Annotated in this window: 24 protein-coding genes; 7 read left to right on the forward strand and 17 right to left on the reverse strand. The window is 74.3% G+C overall.

What is annotated here, in order from left to right:
• Positions 1–53: 53 nt before the first annotated feature.
• The 8 genes from ASG05_RS06185 to ASG05_RS06215 all read right to left on the reverse strand — a co-directional run bounded on the left by ASG05_RS06185 (position 54) and on the right by ASG05_RS06215 (position 6,079).
• Positions 54–878: an Fpg/Nei family DNA glycosylase gene (locus tag ASG05_RS06185; protein WP_056258898.1), complete on the reverse strand. Its 825-nt coding sequence runs from the start codon at positions 876–878 to the stop codon at positions 54–56.
• A 9-nt stretch (positions 879–887) separates the two neighbouring features.
• The gene (locus ASG05_RS06190; RefSeq protein ID WP_056258900.1) at positions 888–1,547 is read right to left on the reverse strand and encodes a class I SAM-dependent methyltransferase; all 660 of its coding nucleotides are present in this window, start codon (positions 1,545–1,547) and stop codon (positions 888–890) included.
• A gap of 316 nt (positions 1,548–1,863) precedes the next feature.
• Complete coding sequence (locus ASG05_RS06195) at positions 1,864–2,334, reverse strand: MarR family winged helix-turn-helix transcriptional regulator (protein WP_056258903.1); 471 nt, start codon at positions 2,332–2,334, stop codon at positions 1,864–1,866.
• A 98-nt stretch (positions 2,335–2,432) separates the two neighbouring features.
• On the reverse strand, positions 2,433–3,173 hold the full coding sequence (locus ASG05_RS06200) for a ZIP family metal transporter (protein ID WP_056258905.1): 741 nt from the start codon (positions 3,171–3,173) through the stop codon (positions 2,433–2,435).
• Between the two features lie 81 nt (positions 3,174–3,254).
• Positions 3,255–3,416, reverse strand: a complete 162-nt coding sequence (locus ASG05_RS15795; protein ID WP_235491424.1) for a hypothetical protein — start codon at positions 3,414–3,416, stop codon at positions 3,255–3,257.
• An 18-nt stretch (positions 3,417–3,434) separates the two neighbouring features.
• Positions 3,435–4,610, reverse strand: a complete 1,176-nt coding sequence (locus tag ASG05_RS06205) for a S26 family signal peptidase (RefSeq protein ID WP_157490102.1) — start codon at positions 4,608–4,610, stop codon at positions 3,435–3,437.
• A gap of 54 nt (positions 4,611–4,664) precedes the next feature.
• Positions 4,665–5,264: a hypothetical protein gene (locus tag ASG05_RS06210; protein WP_056258913.1), complete on the reverse strand. Its 600-nt coding sequence runs from the start codon at positions 5,262–5,264 to the stop codon at positions 4,665–4,667.
• Positions 5,265–5,470: 206 nt separating this feature from the next.
• Positions 5,471–6,079, reverse strand: a complete 609-nt coding sequence (locus tag ASG05_RS06215; protein WP_056258915.1) for a GrpB family protein — start codon at positions 6,077–6,079, stop codon at positions 5,471–5,473.
• A gap of 66 nt (positions 6,080–6,145) precedes the next feature.
• Between ASG05_RS06215 and ASG05_RS06220 the strand changes: the two genes are divergently transcribed.
• Positions 6,146–6,445 carry a DUF1905 domain-containing protein gene (locus tag ASG05_RS06220; protein ID WP_056258919.1) on the forward strand — a complete coding sequence of 100 codons (300 nt, stop codon included), beginning with the start codon at positions 6,146–6,148 and terminating at the stop codon, positions 6,443–6,445.
• 6 nt (positions 6,446–6,451) lie between these two features.
• On the opposite strand, the gene ASG05_RS06225 is transcribed toward ASG05_RS06220, so the two are convergent.
• Positions 6,452–7,510: a hypothetical protein gene (locus ASG05_RS06225; RefSeq protein ID WP_056258922.1), complete on the reverse strand. Its 1,059-nt coding sequence runs from the start codon at positions 7,508–7,510 to the stop codon at positions 6,452–6,454.
• A gap of 156 nt (positions 7,511–7,666) precedes the next feature.
• Here ASG05_RS06225 and ASG05_RS06230 point away from each other — a divergent pair, with 156 nt between their 5' ends.
• Positions 7,667–8,116 carry a VOC family protein gene (locus ASG05_RS06230; protein ID WP_056258926.1) on the forward strand — a complete coding sequence of 150 codons (450 nt, stop codon included), beginning with the start codon at positions 7,667–7,669 and terminating at the stop codon, positions 8,114–8,116.
• A gap of 22 nt (positions 8,117–8,138) precedes the next feature.
• Here ASG05_RS06230 and ASG05_RS06235 read toward each other — a convergent pair whose 3' ends face one another.
• The 5 genes from ASG05_RS06235 to aztB all read right to left on the reverse strand — a co-directional run bounded on the left by ASG05_RS06235 (position 8,139) and on the right by aztB (position 13,741).
• Entirely contained in the window at positions 8,139–9,173 is a 1,035-nt protein-coding gene (locus ASG05_RS06235) for a helix-turn-helix transcriptional regulator (RefSeq protein WP_056258928.1), read from the reverse strand.
• A 184-nt stretch (positions 9,174–9,357) separates the two neighbouring features.
• Positions 9,358–10,587 (reverse strand): zinc metallochaperone AztD, encoded by a 1,230-nt coding sequence (gene aztD / locus ASG05_RS06240; RefSeq protein ID WP_056258930.1) that lies wholly within the window; start codon positions 10,585–10,587, stop codon positions 9,358–9,360.
• 29 nt (positions 10,588–10,616) lie between these two features.
• Positions 10,617–11,558, reverse strand: coding sequence for a zinc ABC transporter substrate-binding protein AztC (gene aztC / locus ASG05_RS06245; RefSeq protein ID WP_369814041.1), 942 nt, complete (start codon positions 11,556–11,558; stop codon positions 10,617–10,619).
• Positions 11,555–12,796, reverse strand: a complete 1,242-nt coding sequence (locus ASG05_RS06250) for a hypothetical protein (RefSeq protein ID WP_056258933.1) — start codon at positions 12,794–12,796, stop codon at positions 11,555–11,557. Before ASG05_RS06250 ends, aztC begins: the two co-directional genes overlap by 4 nt.
• 63 nt (positions 12,797–12,859) lie before the next feature.
• Positions 12,860–13,741, reverse strand: a complete 882-nt coding sequence (gene aztB, locus ASG05_RS06255) for a zinc ABC transporter permease AztB (RefSeq protein ID WP_056258936.1) — start codon at positions 13,739–13,741, stop codon at positions 12,860–12,862.
• Between the two features lie 51 nt (positions 13,742–13,792).
• Here aztB and aztA point away from each other — a divergent pair, with 51 nt between their 5' ends.
• Positions 13,793–14,578 (forward strand): zinc ABC transporter ATP-binding protein AztA, encoded by a 786-nt coding sequence (gene aztA / locus ASG05_RS06260; RefSeq protein WP_082486503.1) that lies wholly within the window; start codon positions 13,793–13,795, stop codon positions 14,576–14,578.
• Complete coding sequence (locus tag ASG05_RS06265; protein WP_082486504.1) at positions 14,575–15,603, forward strand: PhzF family phenazine biosynthesis protein; 1,029 nt, start codon at positions 14,575–14,577, stop codon at positions 15,601–15,603. The genes aztA and ASG05_RS06265 overlap by 4 nt, the downstream gene beginning before the upstream one ends.
• Before the next feature lie 267 nt (positions 15,604–15,870).
• Here ASG05_RS06265 and ASG05_RS06270 read toward each other — a convergent pair whose 3' ends face one another.
• Positions 15,871–18,438, reverse strand: coding sequence for a lamin tail domain-containing protein (locus tag ASG05_RS06270; RefSeq protein WP_056258937.1), 2,568 nt, complete (start codon positions 18,436–18,438; stop codon positions 15,871–15,873).
• 206 nt (positions 18,439–18,644) lie between these two features.
• Between ASG05_RS06270 and ligD the strand changes: the two genes are divergently transcribed.
• A complete protein-coding gene (gene ligD, locus ASG05_RS06275) occupies positions 18,645–19,661 on the forward strand; it encodes a non-homologous end-joining DNA ligase (protein ID WP_056258939.1) in 1,017 nt (338 codons plus the stop codon).
• Positions 19,662–19,758: 97 nt separating this feature from the next.
• Here the strand turns inward: ligD and ASG05_RS06280 are convergent, their stop codons facing one another.
• A complete protein-coding gene (locus ASG05_RS06280) occupies positions 19,759–20,865 on the reverse strand; it encodes an ATP-dependent DNA ligase (protein WP_056258943.1) in 1,107 nt (368 codons plus the stop codon).
• 142 nt (positions 20,866–21,007) lie between these two features.
• On the opposite strand from ASG05_RS06280, the gene ASG05_RS06285 reads away from it, so the two are divergent.
• Complete coding sequence (locus tag ASG05_RS06285) at positions 21,008–22,087, forward strand: glycosyltransferase family A protein (protein ID WP_235491425.1); 1,080 nt, start codon at positions 21,008–21,010, stop codon at positions 22,085–22,087.
• Positions 22,088–22,493: 406 nt separating this feature from the next.
• On the opposite strand, the gene ASG05_RS06295 is transcribed toward ASG05_RS06285, so the two are convergent.
• Positions 22,494–23,405 carry an endonuclease/exonuclease/phosphatase family protein gene (locus ASG05_RS06295; RefSeq protein ID WP_056258955.1) on the reverse strand — a complete coding sequence of 304 codons (912 nt, stop codon included), beginning with the start codon at positions 23,403–23,405 and terminating at the stop codon, positions 22,494–22,496.
• 131 nt (positions 23,406–23,536) lie between these two features.
• On the opposite strand from ASG05_RS06295, the gene tcuA reads away from it, so the two are divergent.
• Complete coding sequence (gene tcuA, locus ASG05_RS06300) at positions 23,537–25,069, forward strand: FAD-dependent tricarballylate dehydrogenase TcuA (protein ID WP_056259185.1); 1,533 nt, start codon at positions 23,537–23,539, stop codon at positions 25,067–25,069.
• Positions 25,070–25,119 lie beyond the last annotated feature (50 nt).

The following is a 25,119-nucleotide window of genomic DNA, read 5'->3' on the forward strand; positions in this document are numbered from 1 at the left end:
CGGCGGGCCGAGCCCGTCCGCCCGGGTGACTCGGCGTCGTCGTGCTCCTGCCGTCAGCCGCTCGTCGCGCCCGGCGTGCCCGTCGCCGGCTGGCACCGTGGGCACCACCACGCCCGCCGCGACCGGCCGTCGGGGCCGGGCGGGTCGTCGCGGGCCTCGACGCGGGTGCCGCACCGCAGGCACGGGCGACCGGCTCGGCCCACCACCCAATGCGTCTCGCCGCGACGGGTGCGGCCCGTGGTGACCTGGTAGGCGCCCGGGGTCGTGGCCGAGAAGCGCAGCGCCCGGGCGGCGACGTCGACGAGCTTCACGACGTCGACCTCGCCGATCGGGGTCGCCGGGTGGATGCCGCGCAAGAAGCCCACCTCGTTGGCCCACAGGTTGCCGAGGCCGGCCATCGGACGCTGGTCGAGCAGCGCCGCACGGACGGTGACGTCGGGGCGTGCGGCCAGGCGACGTCGCGCCTCCTCGGGGTCCCAGTCGGGGCGCAGCGGATCGGGGCCGAGGTGGCCGATCAGGGTGTGCTCGTCACGGGTCGGCACGAGGTCGACGACCGGCAGGTCGACGCCCCACAGGGTGTGGCCGTCGTCGAGCCGCGCCCGCACGCGCACCTGCCGCTGCAGCCGCGACGGCAGGGCGCGGCCGGGCCGGGTGAGGGTCCACGAGCCCTGCATGCGCAGGTGGGTGTGCAGGGTGGTGGCGTCGTCGAAGCGGGTCAGCAGGTGCTTGCCGTGGGTGTCCACCTCGACGACGCGCCGACCGGCGAGCGAGTCGCCCGCCCGGCCGCCCGACCGCAGCTCGCCGTCGACCACGAGCCGGTCGACGAGCGACGGACGGAGGCGCGCCGCGAGTCGGTGGACGCTGTCACCCTCCGGCATGCCGCGATGCTACCCGGCGTGCCCCTCGAGCGTGTCTGCCGGGCGGGCCTGCCGGGGGTGCCGGGCGACGAGGGCGCCGTGGGGTCTGGGGCCGGAGGTCGGCCCCGTGCGCGTGTGGGTCTCGAGCACGTCGAACCCGGAGGCGCGGAGGGCGTCCCCGAGGAGGTCGGGCGACCAGCGCCAGGCGGTGGTGATCGCGTGGTCGAACGGTTCGACGGTGGCCCCGGTGAAGAAGCCGACGAGCAGCCCGCCACCTGGTCGGAGGACCCGCGCGAACTCGTCGAGGGGCCGACGGACATCGCCCGGGTCGTGGTGGATCAGCGAGTACCAGGCGAGGACGCCCGAGAACTCACCCGACCCGTACGGCAGGGCGTCGACGTCGCCCAGGTCGAACGGCACGGTGGGGTGGGCCCGGCGGGCGTGCTCGACGAACTCGGGCACCGGGTCGATGCCGCGCACGCCGACGCCCTGGGCCGCGAGGTGCCCAGACCAGTGGCCGGGACCGCAGCCCGCGTCGAGCACGGGGTGCGCGAGCCCGTCGGGGCCGAGTCCTGCCGCCCACGACGTGACGAGGTGCTCGTCGGCCGGGTCCACCGACGACATCGAGCCGAGGTGCCGGGCGTACTCGCCGGCCCGCTCGGCGTAGCGCGCCACGACGTCCGATCCCATGCCCGAAGCCTAGGAGGCCGGCCCCGCCCGAGGTCGCACCACGTTCGCGTCGTCGAACCACACTCCGGCGTGGTTCGACGGCGCGACGGTGGTGCGACCGGGGCGTAGTGGTGCGGACGGGGTGGTGTGGCACCGCCAGGTGGACATCGCACCGCCGAATCTGGCGGTGCGATGCTCACGTGGCGGTGCGACACGGGCAGGAGGCGCGGCGTCGGCGGCCTCGCACGCCCAGGAGGCGCGGCGTCGGCAGGCGCGCATGCCCAGGAGGCGCGGCGTCGGCGGGCGGGCGCCCCGGCCCCGGCCCCGGCCGCGCGGGTCAGGAGGTGGGCTCGCGGGACGCGGCGTCGAGTGCCGCGGCGATGCTGTCGAGCTGGGGCAGGGCGTCGGCGATCGTCTCGTCCGTGCCCGTGGTCGAGAGGACGTACTGGTACGCCTCGGTCAGGGTGGCGGTGGTGGCCTCGCCCGCCGCGGTCAGGTGCAGGAAGAGACTGCGCCGGTCGTCGGGGTGTCGGGTGCGGACGACGTGGCCCGACTTCTCGAGTCGGTCGACGACGGCGGTCGTCGCGCCGGTGCTGAGCAGCAGCTCGTGCGACAGGGTGCCGGGCGTCATGCCCGGTGCCTCGCCGATCGCCACGAGGGCCGACAGCTCGGTGTGACCCATGCCGATCACCTTCGCCGCGTGCAACCGGTAACGCCGGTGCGCCTCGTCGAGGGTCCGGAGGGTGGACGCGAGCAGCCGGACGGACTCCGGATGGTTCTCCGGGGTGGCGGGAAGGTCGGGGCTCACCGATGCAGGATATTCGAGCGCCGACCCCTGAGGCGCCGCCCCTTCGCAGAACGGATGACCCAGTTCGGGGCCGATCCGCGGGCGGAGGCGGCCAGGCGTCAGGCGACCTGGTGCACCACGTAGCTCGCGACGAAGCCGAGCACCGTGACCAGCCCGGTCAGGGTCTGCGTCTTGCGGAACGCCTCGGGGATCATCGTGTCGCAGATCATCGCGAGGATGGCACCGGCCGCGAACGCCATCACGAACGACTGGCCGCCCTCGGGCACGCCGCCCAGCAGGGCGTACCCGCCGAGCGCGGAGAGGGCGCACACCACCGCGATGCCCGACCACAGCCCGAAGACGTAGCGGGCCGACCGGCCCGACGACTTGAGGTCGGCCGTGCTCGACATGCCCTCGGGGAAGTTCGAGATGACCACGGCGACGAGCACCGCGATGCTGAGCGAGCCCCCGCCCGTCAGGCTCACGCCCTGCACGGCGGTCTCGGGCACCCCGTCGAGCAGCGCGCCGAGGGCGATGCCGAGGCCGGTGCCCGACCCCGCCGACCCCCGGCTGTGGCGCTTGCGGCGGAAGCCCCCGTGTTCGAGCAACTGGTCGAGGACGACGTACACGACGGCACCGGCCAGGAACCCGGCGAGGGTCGGCACGAGGCCGCCGCTGCTCGTCGCCTCGTCGACGAGGTCGAACGAGAGGGCGGAGATCAGCACGCCGGCGCCGAAGGCCATCACGAGCGCGACGGCCTCGCGGGGCACCGTCACGAACCACGACACCACCGCCCCGACCACGAGCGAGAGACCCGAGAGCAGACCGGCGAGCGAGGCGAGGAGGAGCGGTGACGGCACGAGGTCAGGTCTAGTCCTCGCGGACGCAGGAGGCGCGGTGCCGGTCTCGGGGACCGGCACCGGGCCTCCTCGGGTCGCCGGTCAGTAGTCGATGCGGCCCCGACGGTCGTGGAACTCGCCGGTGGGCCCGTCCGGGCCGAGCTGGGCGAGGGCGACCGTGGCGTCCGTGCCCTCGGTGACGGTCTGGTGGCCGCCGTGCCCGTTGACCTCGGTCGCGGTGTAGCCCGGGTCGCTGACGTTCACCCGGAAGGTCGGCGGCCGTCAGCAGCGGACGGCCGAGGCGAGCACCAGGGCGGTCACCTGGACCGAGGTGGTCGAGGTCGAGGTGGCGGTCCACGAGCCGGCGAGCGTCGTGCGGACGGTGAGCGTGTAGCGGTTGCCGAGGGCGAGCAGGGCGCCCTGGTCGTAGGTGACCGAACGCTGGGTGCCCGCCGTCGTCGTCGCGAGGACCGTGCTGCCGTACATCAGCTCGAACTTCTCGGGGACCTCGCTGCTCGCATAGCTCCAGCCGATCACGACGCCGCTCGAGCCGCTGGTGTTCGTGCAGGTCAGGGCCGTCGGGGCGACGACCGTCGTCGCCGTCAGCGAGCTCGTCGGCGAGGCCGTCGTCGACCGGAACGGGGCGGCGACGGCCTCGGCGGGCAGCATCAGGCCGATCGTCGAGGTCGCGATCACGGCGGCCGAGACGGCCGCGGTGGTCCGGCGACGTCGGGCCCGGCGGTGCAGCCGACGGTGCAGGCGGCGGGGCGTCGTCGGGGACGCGAGCCGCGCCTCCTCGTCCTCGCCTGCTGGCTCGCCGCCGCTGCCGCCGCCGCCCGGAGGCGATGCGTCGCCGTCGACGTCGGTCGCCGAGGAGGCGCAGCGACGGAGCGCGGAGTCGAGCGTCGTCAGCACGAGCAGCACCGCGAGGGCCGCGGCCGCGAGGCCGAGGTGCGCCCAGTCGCCCTCGCGCGCCCAGACCACCGGCAGCCCCACGGCGGGGACGCGGACCATCGCCACCCCGTGCACGGCCTCGCGTGCGACGGGACTCGAGTCGGCGGACGGGTTCGCGTCGCCCTTGGTGACGATGGCCCCGTCGACGCCGGGGGCGTCGAAGCGGTGCAGACGCAGGTGGCCGGCCTGGTCGGGGTCGTCGAAGAGCAGCACCTGGCCCTGGTGCAACGAGAGCGGGTCGACGGGTCGCGAGACGACGACGTCGCCCACGTGGATGCGCGGCGCCATCGAGCCGGTCATCACCGTGGTGGGCTGCCAGCCGAGCACCGCCGGGGCGACGGCCCAGAACGCGAGGCCGAGCAGGGCGGCGACGACCCCGCGGGCCACCGTCGCGACGACGATGCGCGACCAGTCGGCGAGGCCGCCGGTGCCGACGGTGGCCGCCACGGACGCTCCTGCCGAGGCGTGGTGCCTCGGCAGGGCGTGCGCGGGGTGCGTGCTCACGACGGCCTCTCGTCCGGTGCGGGTGCTGCGGGCGCAGCGGGTCCGGGTCGCGGACTAGTTGTTCTGGGCCTCCCAGGTGAAGCCGATCGATGCGGTCGCGGACTGCAGCGTGTTCGCCGCGCCGGTGGGCAGCGAGTACGTGATGCGGTAGACCTTCGACTCGCTCGCGGCGCCCGTGGTGGTCCACGAGCCGACGCCCGTCGCGAACGACGTGCGGCCGCTGCCGAACGCGGCGAGGGTGCCCGTGTAGGCCGTGCCGTTGGTGGCGTCGGCGGTGAAGCCGGTGCACGAGCCGAAGCCGCCGCCCGTACCCTGCTCGATGGTGAGGTTAAGGGCCGAGCCGAGCGCGGTGCCCGGCGTGCCGCCCGCGCCGTAGAGGACGACGTTCGAGGGCAGCGAGCCGGTCGACGTCACCTTGATGCAGTTCGAGGCGGTCGAGCCGGGCTTGAGGTTGGTGGCCGTGAAGAGGGCGGCGTTCGCGTCGTCGTCGGTGAGGGCGACCGTGCCGGCCGTCCAGTTGCTCGTGGGGTTCGTGGTCGTCGCCGAGAACGCCGAGTACGACGCGGCCGAGACGAGCACGCCCGAGACGACGAGGGCGACGGGGACGCCGATGAAGGCGGCGAGACGGGCGGCACGGGGCGTGGAGATGGGCATGGCGGTGCTTCCTGATCCTGGAACGACGGTGACGGCGAGGCGGCGGGAGCACGGAGCGGTCGTGCGCGACTGGTGAGATCGCGGACGGCCGGGCCGCTCGAGGGTGGTTGGCCCTCGACGTCTGCCGGGTGGTTCGATCACAAAGATAAGTGACGCTCGCCTTGCAGGCAAGAGCCGTGTGCGTCGGCTTTCGGGTCGGTTCCCGGTCAGCTCATGTGTCGGCCCTCGCGGGCGGCACGGGCGCGCCCCTTGATCGCGGTGATCACCTCGGTCTTGGCGTCGGCGTACTCGTTCATGTCGTCCCAGCGCCGGTCGAGCAGCTCGCGCTTGGTCGCCGCGTAGAGGTCGCGGTCGGCGGTGTCGGCCCGCAGGTGGTCGCGCAGCAGCAGGTACTCGTCGACCGCCGTCGCACCGCGCTCGTAGACGTGAACGTGCACGTCGCGCTCGGGCGTGCGCACGAGCCGGTGCCCGGGTTCACGCACCCGCAGCTCGTAGCCCGCGGCGAGCAGCGGGTCGAGGTAGTCCTCCTCGGCCGTGATGTCGGGCACCACGACGACGACGTCGACGATCGGCTTGGCGGCGAGACCGGGCACGGCGGTCGAGCCGATGTGCTCGACCTGGACGTCGCCGCCGGCCTCGGTGCCGGCCTCGGTGCCGGTCGGGGCCAGGGCCTCGACGATGCGGCGGCGGTGCGCCTCGAACGCGGCGGGCCAGCGCTCGTCGTAGTCGTGCAACGTGATGCGCACCGGCTCGGCACCGCCCACGATGTCGGTGGTCGTGACGTCGGGGCGGCGGGGCGTTCGGTCTGCGGGCATCAGGAGATCCTGCCAGACGTCCCGTGGATAGGCTCGGAGCGGCCGGGTGATCGAGAGGGGGCGGCGATGGAGTTCCGCTTCGACGGCGACCTCTGGCGGTGGGAGAGCCGACGCGCCTTCTACACCTTCGTCAGCCTGCCGGCCGAGGTCGAGGACCACGTGCTGATGGTGGCCGGCGACCTGCTGCGCGGCTGGGGGTCGGTCCGGGTGGAGGCGCGGATCGGGTCGTCCACGTTCGCCACGTCGGTCTTCCCCCTGGGCGACGAGAACGCCTACGCCCTGCCGGTCAAGCGGGCCGTGCGTGACGCCCTGGGCGTCGGGGTCGGCGACACCGTCAGCGTGACGCTGCGCCTGCTCGACTTCTGAGCCGCCTCAGGGCCGGGCGTCCGCGTCGGAGTCGGCCCGCGCCTCCTGCGGGGTCTCGGCCTGTGAGTCGTGCTCGGCGGGCGTCGGGCGCTCGGCGTCGGAGGCGTGCTCGCGGGCGTAGCGCCGCGCCCGGGCCAGCCGGACGAGCGTCAGGGGGAGGACCACGACCAGGACGACGACCAGCAAGGCCAGCAGGAACGGGGCGAAGGGGTCCGCCCGGTCCGTGAGCGATCGCACCTGCTGGATGCCCAGGCCGAGGTAGAGCATCACGAAGTACGCGAGCTGGAACGGCAGCGTGACGGCCATGATCTGCGCGTACCTCGCGGCGATCGTCTGTTCATGCGGGTCGAGATCGAGCTCCTTCCGGCGCAGGACGACCTTGCCGGCCTTCCGCATCAGCACCGGGTCGTCGCCGGTGCCCTCGCGCAGCAGCCGGTTCAGGGGCAGGGTCACGACGATGCAGGCGACGCCGCCGGCGAAGAGGGCGAGCGCCACGGCCAGGACGACCCCTTCCGCCGTCGCGCCGCGAAGGTCGTCGACCGTCGTGAAGACGGTCACGGCCGCGACGAGCCCCACGACCAAGGTCGACGCGAAGACGACGGCGACCGTGACGACCTTCCGCACGATCTCGCGTCGCGTCACGGGCACCCAGGCCGAGGCCTCGTGTCGTGCGCCGGAGTCCCGGCGGCGGATGGCCGGGCCCGTGACGAGGGCGGCGACCGTCAACACGACGCCGCCCGCCACGAACACGATCGGCACCCACGACGGCGAGCCGTTGACCACGGCGTACGCGACGATCGCGACGATTCCCGCGAGCTCGACGAGACCGATCGTGGTGAACCAGCGCCGCCGGAGGCGTCGGCGGGCGTCGTCGCCGCCGAGGTCCCACGACGCGGTGAGCGAGCCGAGGGTCAAAGGCCCGAAGACGAGCGCCACCACGCTCACGGTGGCGAGGAACAGGGTCCAGTCGACCCGAGGAGGCGCGGCGAAGACGACCAGGAACGTCCCGCCCAGGGCGAGGGCGCTGGTGACGACGACGGCGACGATGAAGGCGGCGATGCGCACGGGTCGGGACCTTTCGGGCGGTCGCGCACGGATCGGGCACCGATGCTGACGACTCGTCGACAACCTACCGGCTCGGCGTACCCGAGGTCTTGACGGCGTACCGGGGCAGGAGCACTGTGTGCCTCACCACCTGAGGACCGTTCGAAGGAGAACCCGATGGCCATGATCTTCGTCAACCTGCCCGTGACCGACCTCGACCGTGCCAAGGCGTTCTACACGGCCCTCGGTTTCACCATCAACCCGCTCTTCACCGACGACAACGCGGCCTGCGTCGTCGTCGAAGAGGACCACAGCGCGTTCATGATCCTGACCCGCGAGTTCTTCCAGACCTTCACCGACCTGCCCATCGGCGACCCGACCTCCGCGGCCTCGGTCGCGACCGCCGTGATGCTCGACTCGCGCGACCACGTCGACTCGACCGTCACGGCCGGCCTCGGCGCCGGAGGCACGGAGGCGCGCCCGGCCACCGACTACGGCTTCATGTACCAGCGCCAACTGACCGACCCCGACGGCAACATCCTCGAGTTCGGCTGGATGGACCCGAAGGCCGCCGAGCAGGGCCCCGAGGCCTACGCCCAGCAGCAGGGCGCCCCCGACCCGAGCTGACGCCGTACCGCGCTCTGCGGCCCTACCGCGCGAGCGTGTCGCGCGGGTACTCGTCGAAGCGCTCGGCGTAGGCCCCCGCGAAGCGTCCGAAGTTGCCGAACCCCCACCGGCGGGCCACGTCCGACACGCGCGTGTCGGCCGGGGCGGCGGCGAGCAGTTCGTCGCGGGCGCGGTCGAGTCGCACCTGTCGCAGGTAGGCCGCGGGCGACGTGCCGAGGTGCTCCTTCATCGAGGTCTGCAGGGTGCGCGTGTGCATGCCCGACGCGGCGGCGATGTCGGCCGGGGTCAGCGGCTCGGCGGCGTGGGCGTGGATGTACTCGACCGCGTGCCGCACCCGCGCGGCCTCCTGTGTGCGCAGGCCGACGGGCACGTCGACGGCGTGCCACGGGAAGAGGTCGAGCAGTGCCCGGGCCAGGGCCAGCTGGGCGTCGAGCCGCATGATCGGCGAGGCCTGCTCCGCCACGACGGCGGCGGCGCTCGAGGCGACCGTGGCGCGCCAGGCGCTGACGACCTCGGGTCGGGGCGTGACGGCGTAGTCGAACACGATCCGCTGCGACGGGCCGCCGTGTCGTTCGGCCGCGGTCTGCTCGAGGAACGCGGTGCCCAGCTGCACCATGCTGTTCTTGCGCGGCGTCGACTCGAACGAGAAGGCCTCTTCGGCCGGCATCAGGAACGGCGTGGCGCCGTCGCTCGTGAAGGTGTGGCCGCGCTGGTGCAGGGTCGTGCGACCGCTGCGGTTCCACGCGACGATGTACTGCCCGGGGAAGGGGATCTCGCCCCGCATCGGAGCCGAGAACGACGAGGTCTGCAACACGAGCCGGTCGTCGCCCGCGAGCACGTACGAGTACTCGAAGGGGGCGTCGGTCGGTTCGGACTCGAACCGTCGGCCGCGGTAGTGGGTCTCGAGCCGCCTCGTCGCCTCGCGCAGGTCGGTGCCGCCGTCCTGCACGCGCCGGTAGGTCGTCTCGGCGCCGCCCGTCAGGTCGACGGGGTGAGGGGTGACGCCACCGGTCGCGTCGGGTTCTCCGTCGGGCTCGCTGACGTAGAAGCTCGGCATGGTGGTCCTCTCGATCCGTCGTGCGCTGCCGCCATGGTGGTGGACGGCACACGATGAGGACGGTCGCCGAGGCCGGAACGTCACGAAAAAGTCGTGCCGGGGCGCGCGAGCCGCGCGCAGCCCCCGACGACGCAGGAGGCGCGGTGTCGTCGCACCGCGCCTCCTCGTCCCGTGGGCGGTCGCGTCAGTCGGCCGTCGCCACCGCGATCTCGTTCGGCGTGACGTCGAGTCGGGTCGACGTCAGCACCTCTCCCGTGGTCAGGTCGATCGCGTGCACGCCGTTCGTGGCCGGCTCGGTGACGTACCCGACGTCCCCGGCGACGACGATCGCGGGGTGGGCCTCCTGCCACTCGGCCGGGCCCTCCCACGCGTCGATCACGGGCCACGACGCCGTCAGCTCGCCCGTCGCGGGGTCGAGCACGTGCACGGCGCCGTCGGTGCCGATCAGGTAGGCGAGGTCGCCCGGGCCGCGCGCGACGCCCCGGAACGTGTACTCGACGCCCTCGGGCAGGTCGACGACGTCGAGGGTGTCCGCCGCGGTGTCGACCAGGGTGACGGCGTGCAGCAGGTAGCCCTCGGCGTCGGGGTCGTCCTTCTGGTCGCCGACGACGAGCGGGCTGGTCTCGCTGACGTACGCGTTGCCCATGCGGCCGTAGGGCTGCGAGGGCGAGTCGAGCTTGGTGATCGTGCCGTCGTGGTAGACCAGCGCGCCGTCCTCGCAGCCGAACACGACGGCCTCGTCGGCGGCGGTGCCCTCACCGTGGACGCCGGGGCACTGGTCGCTCTCGGCCACGACCGCACCGCCGGCGTCGCGCACCTCGATGCCCGTCCGGCCGTCGGCGTCGCCGACCGTCGTCAGGAACGTGCCGTCCTCGAGCACGACCGAGACGCCGTGGTGCGCCTCGACGCCCTCGATCGTCTCGGTCGAGGGCAGCTCGCCGTCGGCCACGGCGGCCGTCAGGTCGGCCGACTCGAACACGGTCGTGTCGCTCGTGCCGTCCGCGTAGAGGATCGTCTTGCCGCCGTGCCGGACGACGTGGCCGGCCGTGTCGGCGTCGAAGACGAGGTCGGTCAGGGCGGGTTCGCCCGTGCTGCCCGCCGCGGTGTCGAGCACCTGGAACCCGGCGCTGGTCGTCACCATCACGTGACGACCGTCGCCGGCCGGGTTGAGGCGCGTGAACTCTTCGGCGGCGAAGTCGCCGACGGGTTCGAGGGTCTCGCCGTCGAGCACGACGACGCGGCCCTCGGACGAGACGGCGAGGCGGGGGCCGGACGAGGAGGCGCGGGTCGCGTCGCCGCCGTCCGTCGCGTCGGACGCGGTGCCGGGCCCGCCGGTCGAGCAGGCGACGAGGGTCGCGGCGACGCCGAGGGCGAGCAGCGTGCCGCCCGTTCGTCGCAGGGGGAGGGTGCGCATGGGTGTTCCTCTTTCTGGTGGACGGGCCCTCACGGCGAGAGCCCGGTGGCGATGCGCTCGGTGTCGACGCGCATCATGGCCAGGTAGTCCGGGGCGTCGCCGTCGGCCGCGGTGAGCGACTCGGTGAACAGCTCGACGACGTCGACGTGGACGTCCGCCTCGTTCGCGAGGGCCTGCACGAGCCGGTCGGGCGACGACGACTCGGCGAACACGGTCGGCACGCCCGTCGTCTCGACGGCCTCCACGAGGTCGGCGAGGTCGGACGCCGACGGGGCCGCGAGCGTCGTGCCGCCGGGGATCACGGCGCCCACGACCTCGAAGTCGAAGCGGTCGGCGAGGTAGCCGAAGACGTGGTGGTTCGTCACGAGGGCGCGGCGCTCGGCCGGGATCGCCGCGAACGCCGCGGTCATCTCGGCGTCGAGCCGGTCGAGGGCGGCGCGGTAGTCCGCGGTGCGGCTGGCGAGGGCGGCCCCGTCGACCCCCTCGACCTCGGCGAGCACGGGTTCGAGCGCGTTGACGACGTCGAGCACGCGGCCGGGGTCGGTCCAGAGGTGCGGGTCGGGCGTGCCGGCCGCGTCGCCCTCTCGGTAGTCGAGCACGTCGATCGCGTCGCCCGCGACGAACGAGGGCGCTCCGGCCTCGGCCGCCGCGTCGAGGTGCTGCTGCAGCCCCTCCTCGAGGCCCAGCCCGTTCGACACGACGAGGTCGGCCGCCCGCATCCGTGCGGCCTGCTGCGCCGAGATCTCGAACGAGTGGGGGTCGGCGTTGGGCTTCATCAGCGTGACGACCTCGGCCTGGTCGCCGACGAGCTCGCCCACGACGTCGCCGAGGATGTTCGTCGACACGACCACGGTGGGGCGGTCGTCCGCCGCCGGCGCGCAGGCGGTCAGGGCCAGGGCCGCGGCGGCCGTGAGTCCGGCGAGGAGGGCTCGCGACCGGCGCGGGCACGGCCCGCTCGGCGGCCGCATCATCGCCCGGTCTCCGCCACGAAGGCCGGCTCGGCCGCCGTCTCGAAGACGCGGGCGACGCGGGCATCGTCGGCCGGGTCGATCTCGTACAGCTTCCCTTCGACCGGGGCCGAGAGGTAGGCGCGCTGCTGGTCGGCGATCAGGGTGGGGACGCGGCCGGCCGCGAGCGAGTCGGCGACGAGGGGCGCGGTCTCGGCCTCGATCGCGCCCGTGCTGCCGTCGAGGACGAGCACCCGGCCGTCCTGCGCGAGGGCGAGCAGGCGCTGGTCCTCGTCGTCCACGGCGGTCACGTGGGCCAACGGGGTCGCGGCCGGCAGCAGCGTCCAGGCGCGGGCCCGGGTGTCGAGCAGCCAGACGCCCTCGGAGCCGGCGAGCGCGGCCACGGTGGGTCGCCCCTCCCGGTTGTCGAACGACGTGGCGGGGGCCGCGGTGCTGCCCGCGGGGTAGGGGATGCGCTCGACGACGAGCTCGTCGTCGACGACCGTCGCGAGCCGTGCTCCGTCCGCGCAGCCGACCACGGCGCCGACGCGGGTGGTGATCGTGCCGGACGCGTGCGGGCAGGCCTCGCGGAGGCCGGTCTCGTCGCCGTCGGCGGTGCGGCCGACCAGCGTGGTCTGGTCACCGCGGCCCTCGGTGACCAGCGCGGACGACCCGACGGGGACGACCATGCCCGGGCCGGGCTCGCCCTCGAGGCGGAACCGTTCGCGCAGCTCGCCGCGCGACAGGGCCTCGGTGTCGAGCAGGACGGCGTCGCCCGACCCGGCGAAGTGCACGCCGGTCGACCCCGAGGTCGAGAGGTTCGTCGTCGCGACGGTCGCCGCGCCGTCGCCCTCGACGGTGCCCAGGAGGCGCGGGTCGGCCCGGTAGTGGTGGAAGTGGTCGACGTGGTCCCACGTCCACACCCCGCTGTCGACGACCTCGAGGCCGTCCGGGGTCTCGGCGAACAGGTACCGCCCGTCCGTCGACACGGCGGACGGGGCACCGACCGAGCCGAGCTCGGTGACGCCCTCGTCGAGGAGGTCGAGGTGGTGGACGACGCCCGACGGGTCGATCGTGGTCAGGCCGAGGCGGGGCTCGGCGAGCTCTTCGGCTCCGGTGACGGCGCCGTGGCCCTCGCCGGTCGTGCCGGTCGGGGGGTCCGTGACCGGGTCGCCGCCGTCCCGGGCGGGGCCGGCCGAGCAGGCGACCAGCCCGAGGGCGAGCGCGCCGGTCAGGCAGGTCGAGAGGAGGGGGGATCGCATGCGGTCCTTCCGGGTGGGGTGTGGGCAGGCGGGGCAGGGGGGTGCGGAGCGGATGGGAGGCGGTCAGGCGAGGACGGCGTCGGCCGCCGGGAGGTGCGGTGCGGGCCGTCGGCGCCACCGCCGGGTGACGAGGGCCCGGGCGGCTCCCGACAGCCCGGCGAAGGCCACGGCGGTCGCCGCGATCGACGCCCCCGCGGCCGTGGCCGCGTGCCACGAGACGAGCAGCCCGACGACCACGGCGAGCACCCCGACCACCGACGCGAGCACCATGCGGGTGGGCAGGCGCGTCGTCCAGGGGCCGGCCGCGACCGCCGGTGCGAGCAGCAGGCCGACGACCAGCAACGACCCGACGGCCTGGTACGAGGCGACGACGGCGAGGGTCACGAGCCCGACGAGCACGGCCTGCGCCGAGCGCGGCCCGAGCCCGAGCACGGCGGCGAGGCGGGGGTCGAGCGCGAGGGCCACGAGCGGGCGGTGGAACGCGGCGGCCAGGGCCACCCCGACGACGGTCGCCGCCGCGAGCAGGGCGAGGTCGGTGGGCGAGATCGCGAGGACGTCGCCGAACAGGATCGACGTGGCGTCGGTCGCGAAGCTGCCCGAGTGCGAGACCACGACGACGCCGAGCGCGAGCATCGCGACGAACAGCAGGCCGATGCTCGTGTCGTACGAGAGCCGGCCGCGGCGTTGCAGTGCGGCGACCCCGAGGCTCATGACGACGGCACTGAGTGCTCCGCCGACCAGGACGGGGGCGCCGAGCACCGTGGCGAGCGCGACGCCGGGCAGCAGGCCGTGGGCGAGGGCCTCGCCGAGGAAGGCCATGCCGCGCACCACCACCCAGGTGCCGACGACGCCGCACAGGACGGCGACGAGCCCGCCGCCGACGAGGGCGCGCTGGACGAAGTCGAGCGAGAACGGCTCGAGGACGGCGGTGGAGAAGGAGGGCACGAGACACGACCGTAGCTGAGAATGAGAATGCTTATCAACTAGGGTGGTGGCATGACGACGACCGCCGCCGCCGCTCCTTCGTCCCCGGCGCGCCTCCGAGGGGTGGGCGTCTCGTTCGGCGACCACGTGGCCCTGGCGGACGTCGACCTCGACGTGGTCGCGGGCGCCCTCACGGTGGTCGCCGGGCCGAACGGGGCCGGCAAGTCGACGCTGCTCGAAGTCGTCGCGGGCGTCCGTCCGCCGACCTCGGGGACGCGCGTGGCGACCGCGGCGGCCGCCTTCGTCCCGCAGCGGACGTCGGTGTCCGACCGCCTGCCGGTCACCGTGCGGGACGTCGTCACGGTCGGCACCTGGGGTCACATCGGTCGTTGGCGCCCCCTCGACCGCCCGGCCCGTGCCGCCGTCGACGAGGCCCTCGACCGCCTGGACGTCACCGACCTCGCGCACCGACCGTTCGCAGCGCTGTCGGGGGGCCAGCGGCAGCGGGCCCTCCTCGCCCACGGTCTCGCCCGCGGTGCCGACCTGCTGCTGCTCGACGAGCCGACGACCGGGCTGGACGCCGCCAGCGGCGACTGCATCCGGGCAACGCTCCTCGACGTGGCGGCCGACGGCGTGGCCGTGCTCGTCGTCTCGCACGACCCGGCGCTGATCGGCGTGGCGCACGGCGTCGTCCGGCTCGAGGCCGGTCGCGTCGTCGGCGCGTCGAGGGGCGAGCGGGGGTCGGGTGCGGGGGCTGATGCCGGCGACGGGGGCGACGCCACCCGGTCGGCCTCGGGCCACCCGATGCGAGGTGGCGCTGGCGACGAGGAGGCGCGGTGCGGCACAGTGGCGTCGTGACCGACCGCAGACCCGCGCCCGCGCCCCTCTCGACCGACGCTGCGTCGGCTTCGACCGTCGAGGTGCTGCACCTGACAGCGTTCGCCGACGGCCCGGGCGGCGGCAACCCCGCCGGCGTCGTGCTCGACGCGGCGTCCCTGTCGGCCGTCGACATGCTGCGGATCGCGGCCGAGGTGGGTCACGCCGAGACGGCCTTCGTCGTCGACGCGTCGGTCGCCGGGGACGACCGTCACGTGGCCGTGCGCTACTTCTCGCCCGGGGCCGAGGTGCCGTTCTGCGGACACGCGACGATCGCCACCGCGGTCGCCCTGGCCGAGCGACGCGGGGTCGGGGCGTTCACGGTCGACACGGCGGTCGGGCCGGTCGTGATTGAGACGGCGCGGGGCGGAGGTGCGGTCGAGACCGGGGAGGCAGCTGTGGCCGGGGCCGGGGCCGGGGCCGATGCCGGTGCTGGTGCCGCGGCCGATGCGGGCCGCGACACGAGCGTGGTGACGGCGTCGTTCACGAGCGTCGTGCCCGTCGTGCGTGACCTCGACCCGGCCGTCGCCGACCGACTGCTTGCCCTGCTCGCGCTGACCCGGGCCGACCTCGACGAGCGCCGTCCCCTGCGGGAGTCGTTCGCGGGCAACCGACACCCGATCGTGGCGGTGCGCGAGTCGGACGTCTTCGACGGCTTCGGTTTCGACCCGGCCGCTCTGCGGGCACTGATGGACGAGCAGGGCTGGGCCGGGACGGTGACGGTGTTCTGCGACCGGGGTGTCGACGAGTCCGGAGCGACCGTCGTCGAGGCGCGCAACCTCTTCCCCGTCGGAGCGATCACCGAAGACCCTGCCACGGGCTCGGCGGCCGCGTCGCTGGGCGGGTACCTCCGTGCGCTCGACCTGATCGCGCCTCCTGCGCGGGTGGTGGTGCGGCAGGGCCGGCACGTCGGCCGGCCGAGCGTGCTCGTGGTCGACGTCCCCGTCGTCGGCGGCATCACCGTGACGGGCACGGCGACGCCGATGACCGACGCCCCTGCCCCCTGAGCCCTGACGCTGGGGCACGCCGGCACGCCGGCACGCCGGCACGCCGGCACGCCGGTCCGCCGGTCCGCCGCCCGATGCTCGCGCGATCCTGGTGCCCGCATCCCTCTTCGGCTGATCCGGTACGTACCGGATCGGGCGAACGGGGACATGTGCCCGCCGGGCGGGGTCGCCGGACGGGCGCCGCACGACGATGCACCCCGTGTCGAACGATGCACCCGAAAGCTTCCGGGTGCATCGTTCGACACGGGGTTCCAGGGGCGTCGCGGGTCAGTCGCGGGTCAGTCGACGACGGCGCACGACCAGGGTCGCCGCCCCCGCCAGCACGAGCAGCAGGGCCGCAGCCGCCGCCCACCGGGCGTCCGACCCGGTGAAGGCGAGCTGCCCGTCCACCGCGGCGGGGCCGGAGCCCTGCCCGACGGGCGTCACGCCCGTGCCGGGGTCGACCGGCGAACCGGGCGTGCCGGGGTCGGCCGGCGTGCCGGGGTCACCGGGCGTGCCGGGCGTGCCGGGCTCGGCCGCGACGCCGGGGAAGGTCCCGGCGCGCAGCGAGAACCCGTCGGTGTCGTTGTCGTCCGCGTAGAACGTCTGTCGGAACCCGTCGACGCTCGTCGCCGCCGGGGCGATGGCGAAGCCCTCGTTGGCGAGCCCCCGGTCGGCGTTCGCCGGGGCCTCGTAGACGACGTCCTCGGCGAACGCGCCCGAGTCGTCGACCGAGAACAGCGCGGTGCGGCCCGAGCAGGCCTCGTCGCAGGCGACCCAGAGCGCGTCGAGGTCGGCGTCGAACTGCAGGTCGGCGACCAGGGCGAACGACGTCGCGATCGTGGCGACCCGCTCGGCCGAACCGTCCGCCGACAGGGCGTAGGCGTAGACGCTCGCGGTGCCCTCGACGCCGACGAAGAACAGCCCGTCGCCGTGGCCGGCGTAGGTGGCCGGATCGTAGGAGGCGCCGGTCGCCTCGTCGACGAAGCCCGCCTCGGTCAGCCACGCGTCGGGCACCCAGGTGATGCCCTCGAGGCCCGCGTTCGCCCCCAGGCCGGGGAAGTCCGCGGCGAGGTTCCACTCGTCGGTCGCGACCAGGGTCGTGGCCGCGCCGGCCGCGGTCGTGTCGTAGCGCAGCACCGACGGGCGGCTGACCGACCCCGACGCGTTGTTCCGCTCGGTCGAGACGTAGACCCCACCCGCGGACGAGTCGTCGGCCACCGTGACGCCCTCGGCGTCGACGACGTCGGTCGCGATGCCGCTCGGGTAGAGCAGCTTCTTGCCCGCGGCCCAGCCGTCGGCCGTCTGCGGTGCCCAGCCGCCGGTGCCGTCCGACACGATGCGGTAGAGCAGGCCGTCGCCGTTCTGCACGGCCCAGAGCGTGCCGGGGGTCGCGGTGCCGGTCGGCTCGTAGTCGAGGCCGCTCAGGTCGCCGGTGAAGGTGCCCTCGTCGTCCAGGGGGACCTCGTCGGGTCCGCCCGGCCAGGCCGACGGCACCGAGACGCCCTCGAAGGTGTTGGCCGTGCCCTTGGTGGCCGCCGAGGTGACGGCGAAGTCGCCCGTGCCGTCGGGGCCGCGGCCGTAGGTGGTGGCGGCGTGCGTCGTCCACGAGTACTCGTCGGCGACGGTCGAGCCGTCGGCGGCCGTCGTGCCGTCCGGTAGCAGCAGGCGCACCGAGTCGGCTCCGCCCAGCCCGAAGTCGAAGCCGGCCGAGGTCGGGGTCAGCTCGTCGAGCACGACGAACCCGCCGGGCGCGACGATCGTGCCGGCCGGGATGACGTAGCGGTGCGTCGGGTCGGAGTCGGTCAGCACGTAGCCGCCGAGGTCGACCGACGTGGCGCCCACGGTGGTGAGCTCGACCCAGTCGCCGGGCGCGCCTCCCTGGCTCTCGACCTCGTTGACGCGCACGGGCGACGAGCAGTCGTTCGCCGCGCCCTTCGTCGTCGCGGTCGTCGTCGTCAGGTCACCGGTGCCGTCGGGGCAGCGGCCGTAGCTGACCGTGCTGTGGACGCTCCAGGCGTACGAGGCGACGAGCGTGCCGGCGGTGTCGAACAGGCGTGCCGAGTCGGGTTGGCCGAGCCCGAAGTCGAAGCCGACCGGGTTCGAGCCCGAGGCCTGGTCGATCACGAAGAACGCTCCGGGGTCGACGACCGAGCCCGCGGGCAGGGTGAAGGGGGTGCGGACGTCGTCCTCGTCACGGAAGGTGTAGCCCGAGACGTCGACGGGAGCCGTGCCGACGTTCGTCAGCTCGACCCAGTCGGTGTCGTCGCCGTTGGACTCGACCTCGTTGATCACCACGTCGGTGGTGGCGGGCTCGGCGGGGACGGGGTCGGGGTCGCCCGGCGTGGTGGGGTCGGTCGGGGCCGGCGTCGTGACGCACGAGTTGGCCGCGCCCCGGGTGCCCGCCGCCGTGGTCGTGAACTCGCCCGTTCCGTCGGCGCAGCGGCCGTAGGTCGTCGTCGGGAACTGCGTCCAGGCGTACGAGTCGAGCAGGGTCGTGCCGTCGGCGGCGAAGAGTCGTGCAGCGTCGTCGCGTCCGAGCCCGTAGGCGGCGGCGCCCCACACGGTGTCGTCGTTCACGTCGACGACGAGCCGCTCACCGGCCGCGAGGACGGTGCCGGCGGGCAGGGCCAGGGTGCGCGTGTCGTTGTTGTCGCGCAGCACGAAGCCCGACACGTCGGTCGGGGTGGCGCCGGTGTTGAGCAGTTCGACCCAGTCGTCGGTCGTGTCGATCTCGTTGACGACGACGTCGGCGTCGGCCGCGAGGGCGGGCAGGGCGCTCGTGGCCACGAGCCCGGCGGCGGCGATCGAGCCGGCCAGGGTCAGGGCGCCGAGGCGGAGCAGGGGCGTGCGCATGCGGGGGTCCGTTCGGTCGGGTGTCGACCGAACCATCTCGGACGGAGGCGACGCGCAGGTGAACGACCCGTGAACGTGACCCTGTCGTTCGGCGGTCGACGATTTGCCTAGGCAGCGGTTGAGCGCCGGAACAGGGGGTGGGGCCGTGCAGACCCGTGCCGACCCGCGCCGACCCGTGCCGACCCGGCGGGACTAGCCTCACGGGCATGGCATCCGAGGCGACGACCCTGCGGGTGGGCGACCGCGACGTCCGCATCAGCAGTCCGTCGCGCGTGCTCTGGCCCGACCTCGGCGTGACGAAGCTCGACCTGGCCCGGTACCTGGCCGAGGTCGGCACGCCCTTCGTCGCCGCCAACGGCGACCGCCCGATCTCGCTGCAGCGCTTCGGAGGTGACGTCGACGGCGACCAGTACTTCTCGAAGAACCCGCCGCGGGGCACGCCCGACTACGTGCGGGCGGTCGACGTGACGTACCCGAGCGGCCGCGTGCACCCGCAGCTCGTGATCGACGAGCCCGCCGCCGCGGTGTGGGCCGCGCAGATGAACACCCTGGTCTTCCACCCGTGGGCGAGCCGCGCCGAGCAGCCCGACCTGCCCGACCAGCTGCGCATCGACCTCGACCCGCAGCCGGGCACGAGCTTCGCCGACGCCGTGACCGCCGCGCTCGACCTGCGGGCCGTGCTCGACGAGGCCGGCCTGACCGCGTTCGTCAAGACGAGCGGCAACCGGGGCCTGCACGTCTTCGCCCCGATCGAGCCGACGCACGAGTTCCTCGAGGTGCGACACGCCGTCATCGCCGCCGCCCGCGAGCTCGAACGTCGCACGCCCGACCGCGTCACCACCGCCTGGTGGAAGGAGGAGCGCGGCGACCGCCTCTTCGTCGACTACAACCAGGCCAACCGCGACCGGACCATGGCGGGGGCCTGGTCTCCCCGGGCGCTGCCCCGCGCCTCCGTGTCGTTGCCGGTCACCTGGGACGACCTGCCCGGCGTCGACCCCGCCGAGCACACCGTGCTGACGGTGCCCGATCGGGTGCAGACGCACGGCGATCCGTGGGCGTCGATGCACGAGTCGCCCGGACGCATCGACGCGTTGCTCGGCTGGTGGGAGCGCGACGTCGCGGACGGCCTCGGCGAGCTGCCGTTCCCGCCCGACTTCCCGAAGATGCCGGGCGAACCGCCCCGCGTGCAGCCCAGCCGGGCGCGCAAGCCCGCCGCTAACTGACCGCACCGCGCGGCACCACGTTTCGTGCTTCGCACCTCGACTAGACGCGGTGCGGTGCCCGAGACGCGGTGCCGGCGGCCGAGGAGGCGCGGGTCGCCTACGCGAGCACCTCGCCCAGGTCGTACGTCGCGGGCACCTCGAGCTGGTCAAAGCCGCACGAGCGGGCCTCGCGGTCGTCGCGCCACCGTTCGACCTGGACGGTGTGGCGGAAGCGCGTGCCCTCCATCTGGTCGTAGCGCACCTCGACCACGCGCTCGGGGCGGAGCGGCACGAACGACACGTCCTTGCCCGACGAGAAGCGGCTGCGCTCGGTCTCGGCGTGCCGCACCTCGCCGTCGTCGTCGCGGTCGACGAACGGCGCCAACTCGTCGACGAGCTCGAGGCGACGGGCGTCCGAGAACGCGGACGCGCCTCCGACGTTGGTCAGCTCGCCGGCGTCGTCGTACAGCCCCAGCAGCAGCGACCCCACCCCCGCGCCGCTCTTGTGGACGCGGTAGCCGAGCACGACGACGTCGGCGGTCCGGTGGTGCTTCACCTTGAGCATCGTCCGCTTGCCCGGAGCGTAGGAGGCGCGGGTCGGCTTCGCGACGACCCCGTCGAGCCCGGCGCCCTCGAACTCGGTCAGCCAGCGACGGGCCGTGGCGACGTCGTCGGTCGCCTGGGTGACGTGCAGGGGGTGACCCGCGCCTCCCGCGGTCTCGAGCAGCAGCGCGCGACGCTCGGCGAACGGGAGGTCGAGCAGGTCGCGGTCGCCGAGGGCGAGCAGGTCGAAGGCGACGAACGTCGCCGGGGTGTCGACGCTGAGCGTGGCGACGCGCGAGGCGGCGGGGTGGATGCGCTGGCCGAGGGCCTCCCAGTCGAGGCGTTCGTGGCCCGGCTCTCCGGTGCGGACGACGATCTCGCCGTCGAGGACGCACGGCCCGGGCAGCACGCGCGCGAGGGCCTCGACGAGTTCGGGGAAGTACCGGGTGAGCATCTTCGATCCGCGGCTGCCGATCTCGATCGTCAGCGGGGCGCCGTCCGGGGCGCCCGCGTCCGCATCGGCGTCCGCATCGGCCTCGGCCCGCACGGCGTAGACGATGCCGCGGAACCCGTCCCACTTCGGCTCGTAGCTCAGCCCGCCCTCGACCGAGTCGGGCTCGGGCACCTCGGCCACGGCCTTGGCGAGCATCGGGACGATCGGTTCGGCGGCGGTCGGGATCATGCGCCGAGTCTGCTCCCGCCGGGCGGAGGTGCGGCCAGACCCCGGGAAACCGCCGAGACCCCCGTGCGCGCACGGGGGTCTCGGCGACTTCGTGGGGTGTGGGCGGTCGACGGGAACGCCTTCGACCGGGTTGGATGGGCGGGTGCGTGTCTGTGTGGTCGTCCCCGTCCGAGACGACGGAGCCCTGCTCGACGCGTGCCTCCGGTCGCTCGCCCGGCAGACCCGGGTGCCCGACGAGGTGATCGTCGTCGACAACGGCAGCACCGACGACACGGTCGAGGTGGCCCTGCGCCACGGGGCCCGCGTGGTCACCGAGCCCCAGGTGGGCATCGCCGCGGCCGCGAGCACCGGCTACGACGCCGCCGCCGGGGTGGGGGCCGAGGCCGGCACCGAGCCGCCCGCCGACCTGATCGGGCGGGTCGACGCCGACAGCGTCCTGCCGCGCACCTGGGTCGCCGACCTCGTGGGCACCCTCGCCGACGACCCCGACGTTCTGGCCGTCAGCACGAACGCCCGCTTCTACGACGCGCCCGTCGGCGTCGAGCGCCTGCTGTCGGCCCTCTACGTCGGCGCGTACCACCTCGTCATCGGGGCAGCCCTGGCGCACTGGCCGCTGTTCGGCTCGACGATGATGATGCGTCGCACCGCGTGGCTCGACGTCCGCGACGAGGTGCACCGGCACGAGGTCCTGCTGCACGACGACATGGACCTCGCCCTGCACCTCGGCGACCGTCAGCTCGCCGGCCGTGGTCGCATCGCCTACCGCCGCGACGTCGTCACGGGCATCTCGGCCCGACCGCTCGACCCGGGCAACGCGCCGTGGCTGCGCACCTACCGGGCGCTGCACTCGTTCACGGTGCACGGCACCGACGGCTTGCCCTGGTCGCGCTGGTTGCGGGCCGACCCGGCCGGGCTCTTCACGCGCCTGGGCTGGACGCCGTCACCGGTGGTGGACGCGCGGGCGGCCGTGGCCGACGGCGTCGACCCCGCCGACGACCCCGGACGAGGAGGCGCGCGCGACGCGCTCACGGACGTCACCCCCCACGACGAACGGCAGCGCCAGCCCGACCAGCAGCGAGCCGAGGCCGCCCGCGGCGAGGTCGCCGACGGTGTCGTCGTAGCCCACGAAGATCGCCGAGTCGACGAGGGTGTGGCCCGCCCACTCGCCCATCTCCCACAGGGTGCCCGCGGTCAGGCCGAAGGCGACCGTCAGCACGACTGAGCCGACGCGGGCGGAGCGACCCGCGCCTCCTCGTCCGGCGTGGACGAGCGACACCACCCAGCCGGCCCGCTGGGCGAGCACGACGACGACCGCGGCCAGCAGGCCGTTCAGCACGAAGTGCACGACCGTGTCGTACCCGGTGATGCGCGTGTAGAGCTCGAAGACGCTGCTCCAGGCGGCACCGAGGACGGCGACGCCGACCATCAGGTCGACCGAGGCTCGCAGGCCCAGCATGCGGGGCACGAGGGTGCCGAGCAGCGCGAGCATCAGCACCGCGATCTCGACGACTCCCCACCCGACGCCGACCACGACGACGCTCAGGGCGGCGACCACCCGCACGGCGTCGGCGACGTACTCGAGGGTGCCGTGCGGGCGGCGCAGGAAGGTCTCGGCGACGGTGGGCATGTCAGTCCTCCTGGGGGCGGTGCGGCCAGCGTACGACGGCGTGCACCGGGTCGTGGTCGGAGGGAGCGACGCCGCCGGGGCGGAGGGCCCCGACGCCCGCCCGCTCGACGTGGGCGGCGCCGTCGACGAGCAGCCAGTCGAGGCGGCGGCCCCCGACGCGCGGTGGACCGTAGTTCGAGTACGAGCCCCAGCCGGGGTCGAGGCGCTCGTCGGCGACCTCGCGGCTGTCGACCAGTCGCCCGCGGGTCAGCTCGCGGTGCGCGGGGGAGTCGACGACGGCGTTGAAGTCGCCCATCACCGCGACGGGCCCCTCGAGGGCGTCGGTGAAGGTGCGCAGCTGCACGGCCGAGTGCCGCCGCGACCGGGCCGAGAGGTGGTCGAAGTGCGTCACGACGATGTGCAGCCGGGCGCCCGTGGCGAGGTCGGCGAGCTCGGCGTGGACGGCCGTGCGGGGGATCATGTTGCCGTAGGTGTGCGACCCGGGCACGCGGGGCGTGGCCGACAACCAGAACGACTCGTACCGCACGATCCGCAGCCGGGTGGTGTCGACGTGCAGCTCGACGCGCTCGCCGCCGCGGTCGCGGTCGCGCCCGGTGCCCACCGACGCGTACCGCTCGCCGAGGGCCTCCGCGAGCTGCGCGGACTGGTCGGGCAGCGCCTCCTGCACGCCGAGCACCGACGGGCGCTCCGCCTCGAGCAGGAGGCGCAGCGCCGGCAGGCGGGACGCCCAGCGGTCCGCCCGCGCGTGCCTCGTCGAGAGCACCTGGGGCATGCGGCGACGGATGTTGTAGGTCATGAGGTGCAGGTCGGGAGCGTCCACCGAGCCCACCACCGGCGCCACGGTGGCGTCACCCGCGCCGGAGGTGGCGGGGGTGGCGGGGGTGGCGGCGGTCGGGTCGGTCGGGGGCGTCATGACAGGTGCGACGGTAGGCCGTCCTGCGCGGCCGCGCCCGTTCGGGGGGTCGGCGGACGAACGGCCTCGCCGCCTCGACACCGTGCGGATTAGTGTATACACTAATGATCCGTCTCGACGAGGAGAACCCCATGCCCGACACGCCCCTGCCCGAGTCCGTCGACGTCGTCGTGGTGGGCGGTGGCAACGCCGGTTTCACCGCGGCCCACGCCGCCGCCTCACGAGGTCGCCGGGTGCTGTTGCTCGAACGAGGCGACGAAGCCGAGTCGGGTGGCAACAGCTACTACACCGCCGGGGCGACCCGCATCGCGCACGCCGGGCTCGCCGACCTGGTCGACATCGTCGAGCCCGACGACCGGCACGACGTCACCGAGGTGCCGCCGTACCCGGCCGCCGAGTACGCGGCCGACCTCCGGAAGGTCACCTCGGGTCGCAACGACCCCGACATGACCGCCGTGCTCGTCGACGAGTCGCGTGACGCCGTCGCCTGGCTGCACGACCTCGGCCTCCGCTACCGCCTGATGTACGAGCGTCAGGCGTACGAGCGCGACGGCGGCGGCTACCTGTTCTGGGGCGGGCTCCACCTCGGCAACGTCGACGGGGGCAAGGGCCTGATCGCCGACCACCGCGCCGTCGCCGAGCGGCTCGGCTACCGGGTCGCCTACGGGGTCCGCGTCACCGGGTTCGTCACGTCCCCCGCGCGCGGCGCGTCGGACGGCGGTGACGCCCCGGCAGGAGGCGCGGCGCCCGTCTCGGTCACGGGCGTGACCTGCGTCGACGCCGAGGGCCGCGAGCACGAGGTGCGGGCCGAGTCGGTGGTCGTCGCGTCGGGTGGGTTCGAGTCGAGCCCCGAGCTGCGGGAGCGCCACCTCGGCCCGGGCTGGGGCTCCGCCGTCGTGCGCGGCACGCCCCTCAACACGGGCGAGCTGATCGAGGCGGCCCTCGACCTCGGTGCCGCCCGGGGCGGTGACTGGTCCACCGCGCACAGCGTGCAGTGGGACGCGTTCCACCCCGACAACGAGGGCAACCGCGAGCTGACCAACCGCTTCACCCGCCAGAGCTACCCGCTCGGGGTCATCGTGAACCGTGAGGGCCGACGCTTCGTCGACGAGGGCGAGGACTTCCGCAACTACACGTACGCCAAGTTCGGCGGGCGCATCCTCGAACAACCCGGGGGCATCGCCTACCAGGTCTTCGACGCGACCCTGCGGCCGATGCTGCGCACCGAGGAGTACGACATGCCCGGCATCAGCGTCGTGCAGGCCGACACGCTCGAGCAGCTCGCCGCCTCGCTCGACGTCGACGCGGCGGCGTTCGTCGCGACGATCCGCGAGTACAACGCCTCGATCGACCTCTCGGTGCCGTGGGACCCGACCGTCAAGGACGGCCGTCGGGCCGACGTCACGCCCCCGAAGAGCAACTGGGCGACGCCCCTCGAGACGGGTCCGTTCTTCGCCTACCCTGTGACCTGTGGCATCACCTTCACCTTCGGCGGACTGGCCGGCGACGTCGACGGCCGGGTGCGACGCGACGACGGGTCGACCGTGCCGGGGCTCTTCGCCGTCGGCGAGGCGCTCGGCGGGCTCTTCTCCGGCAACTACCCCGGGGGTTCCGGCCTGGCGGCAGGGGCGGTGTTCGGCCGGCGGGCCGGCCTGGCCGCCTAGCCGGTGAGGTCGGCGGGCGCCGCGGGTGCGGCCGCGGCCGACGACGTGCG

The sequence above is a fragment of the Frigoribacterium sp. Leaf186 genome (genome assembly GCF_001423905.1).
Lineage (GTDB): Bacteria > Actinomycetota > Actinomycetes > Actinomycetales > Microbacteriaceae > Frigoribacterium.

Coding starts and splice junctions, on each gene's coding strand:
- ASG05_RS06250 (WP_056258933.1), bottom strand. CDS start 12,796: ATGCGATCCCCCCTCCTCTCGACCTGCCTGACCGGCGCGCTCGCCCTC.
- ASG05_RS06230 (WP_056258926.1), top strand. CDS start 7,667: ATGGCCATGATCTTCGTCAACCTGCCCGTGACCGACCTCGACCGTGCC.
- ASG05_RS06210 (WP_056258913.1), bottom strand. CDS start 5,264: ATGCCCATCTCCACGCCCCGTGCCGCCCGTCTCGCCGCCTTCATCGGC.
- ligD (WP_056258939.1), top strand. CDS start 18,645: ATGGCATCCGAGGCGACGACCCTGCGGGTGGGCGACCGCGACGTCCGC.
- aztA (WP_082486503.1), top strand. CDS start 13,793: ATGACGACGACCGCCGCCGCCGCTCCTTCGTCCCCGGCGCGCCTCCGA.
- ASG05_RS06270 (WP_056258937.1), bottom strand. CDS start 18,438: ATGCGCACGCCCCTGCTCCGCCTCGGCGCCCTGACCCTGGCCGGCTCG.
- aztD (WP_056258930.1), bottom strand. CDS start 10,587: ATGCGCACCCTCCCCCTGCGACGAACGGGCGGCACGCTGCTCGCCCTC.
- ASG05_RS06215 (WP_056258915.1), bottom strand. CDS start 6,079: ATGCCCGCAGACCGAACGCCCCGCCGCCCCGACGTCACGACCACCGAC.
- ASG05_RS06185 (WP_056258898.1), bottom strand. CDS start 878: ATGCCGGAGGGTGACAGCGTCCACCGACTCGCGGCGCGCCTCCGTCCG.
- ASG05_RS06190 (WP_056258900.1), bottom strand. CDS start 1,547: ATGGGATCGGACGTCGTGGCGCGCTACGCCGAGCGGGCCGGCGAGTAC.
- ASG05_RS06235 (WP_056258928.1), bottom strand. CDS start 9,173: ATGCCGAGCTTCTACGTCAGCGAGCCCGACGGAGAACCCGACGCGACC.
- aztC (WP_369814041.1), bottom strand. CDS start 11,558: ATGATGCGGCCGCCGAGCGGGCCGTGCCCGCGCCGGTCGCGAGCCCTC.
- ASG05_RS06295 (WP_056258955.1), bottom strand. CDS start 23,405: ATGACGCCCCCGACCGACCCGACCGCCGCCACCCCCGCCACCCCCGCC.
- ASG05_RS06220 (WP_056258919.1), top strand. CDS start 6,146: ATGGAGTTCCGCTTCGACGGCGACCTCTGGCGGTGGGAGAGCCGACGC.
- ASG05_RS06280 (WP_056258943.1), bottom strand. CDS start 20,865: ATGATCCCGACCGCCGCCGAACCGATCGTCCCGATGCTCGCCAAGGCC.
- tcuA (WP_056259185.1), top strand. CDS start 23,537: ATGCCCGACACGCCCCTGCCCGAGTCCGTCGACGTCGTCGTGGTGGGC.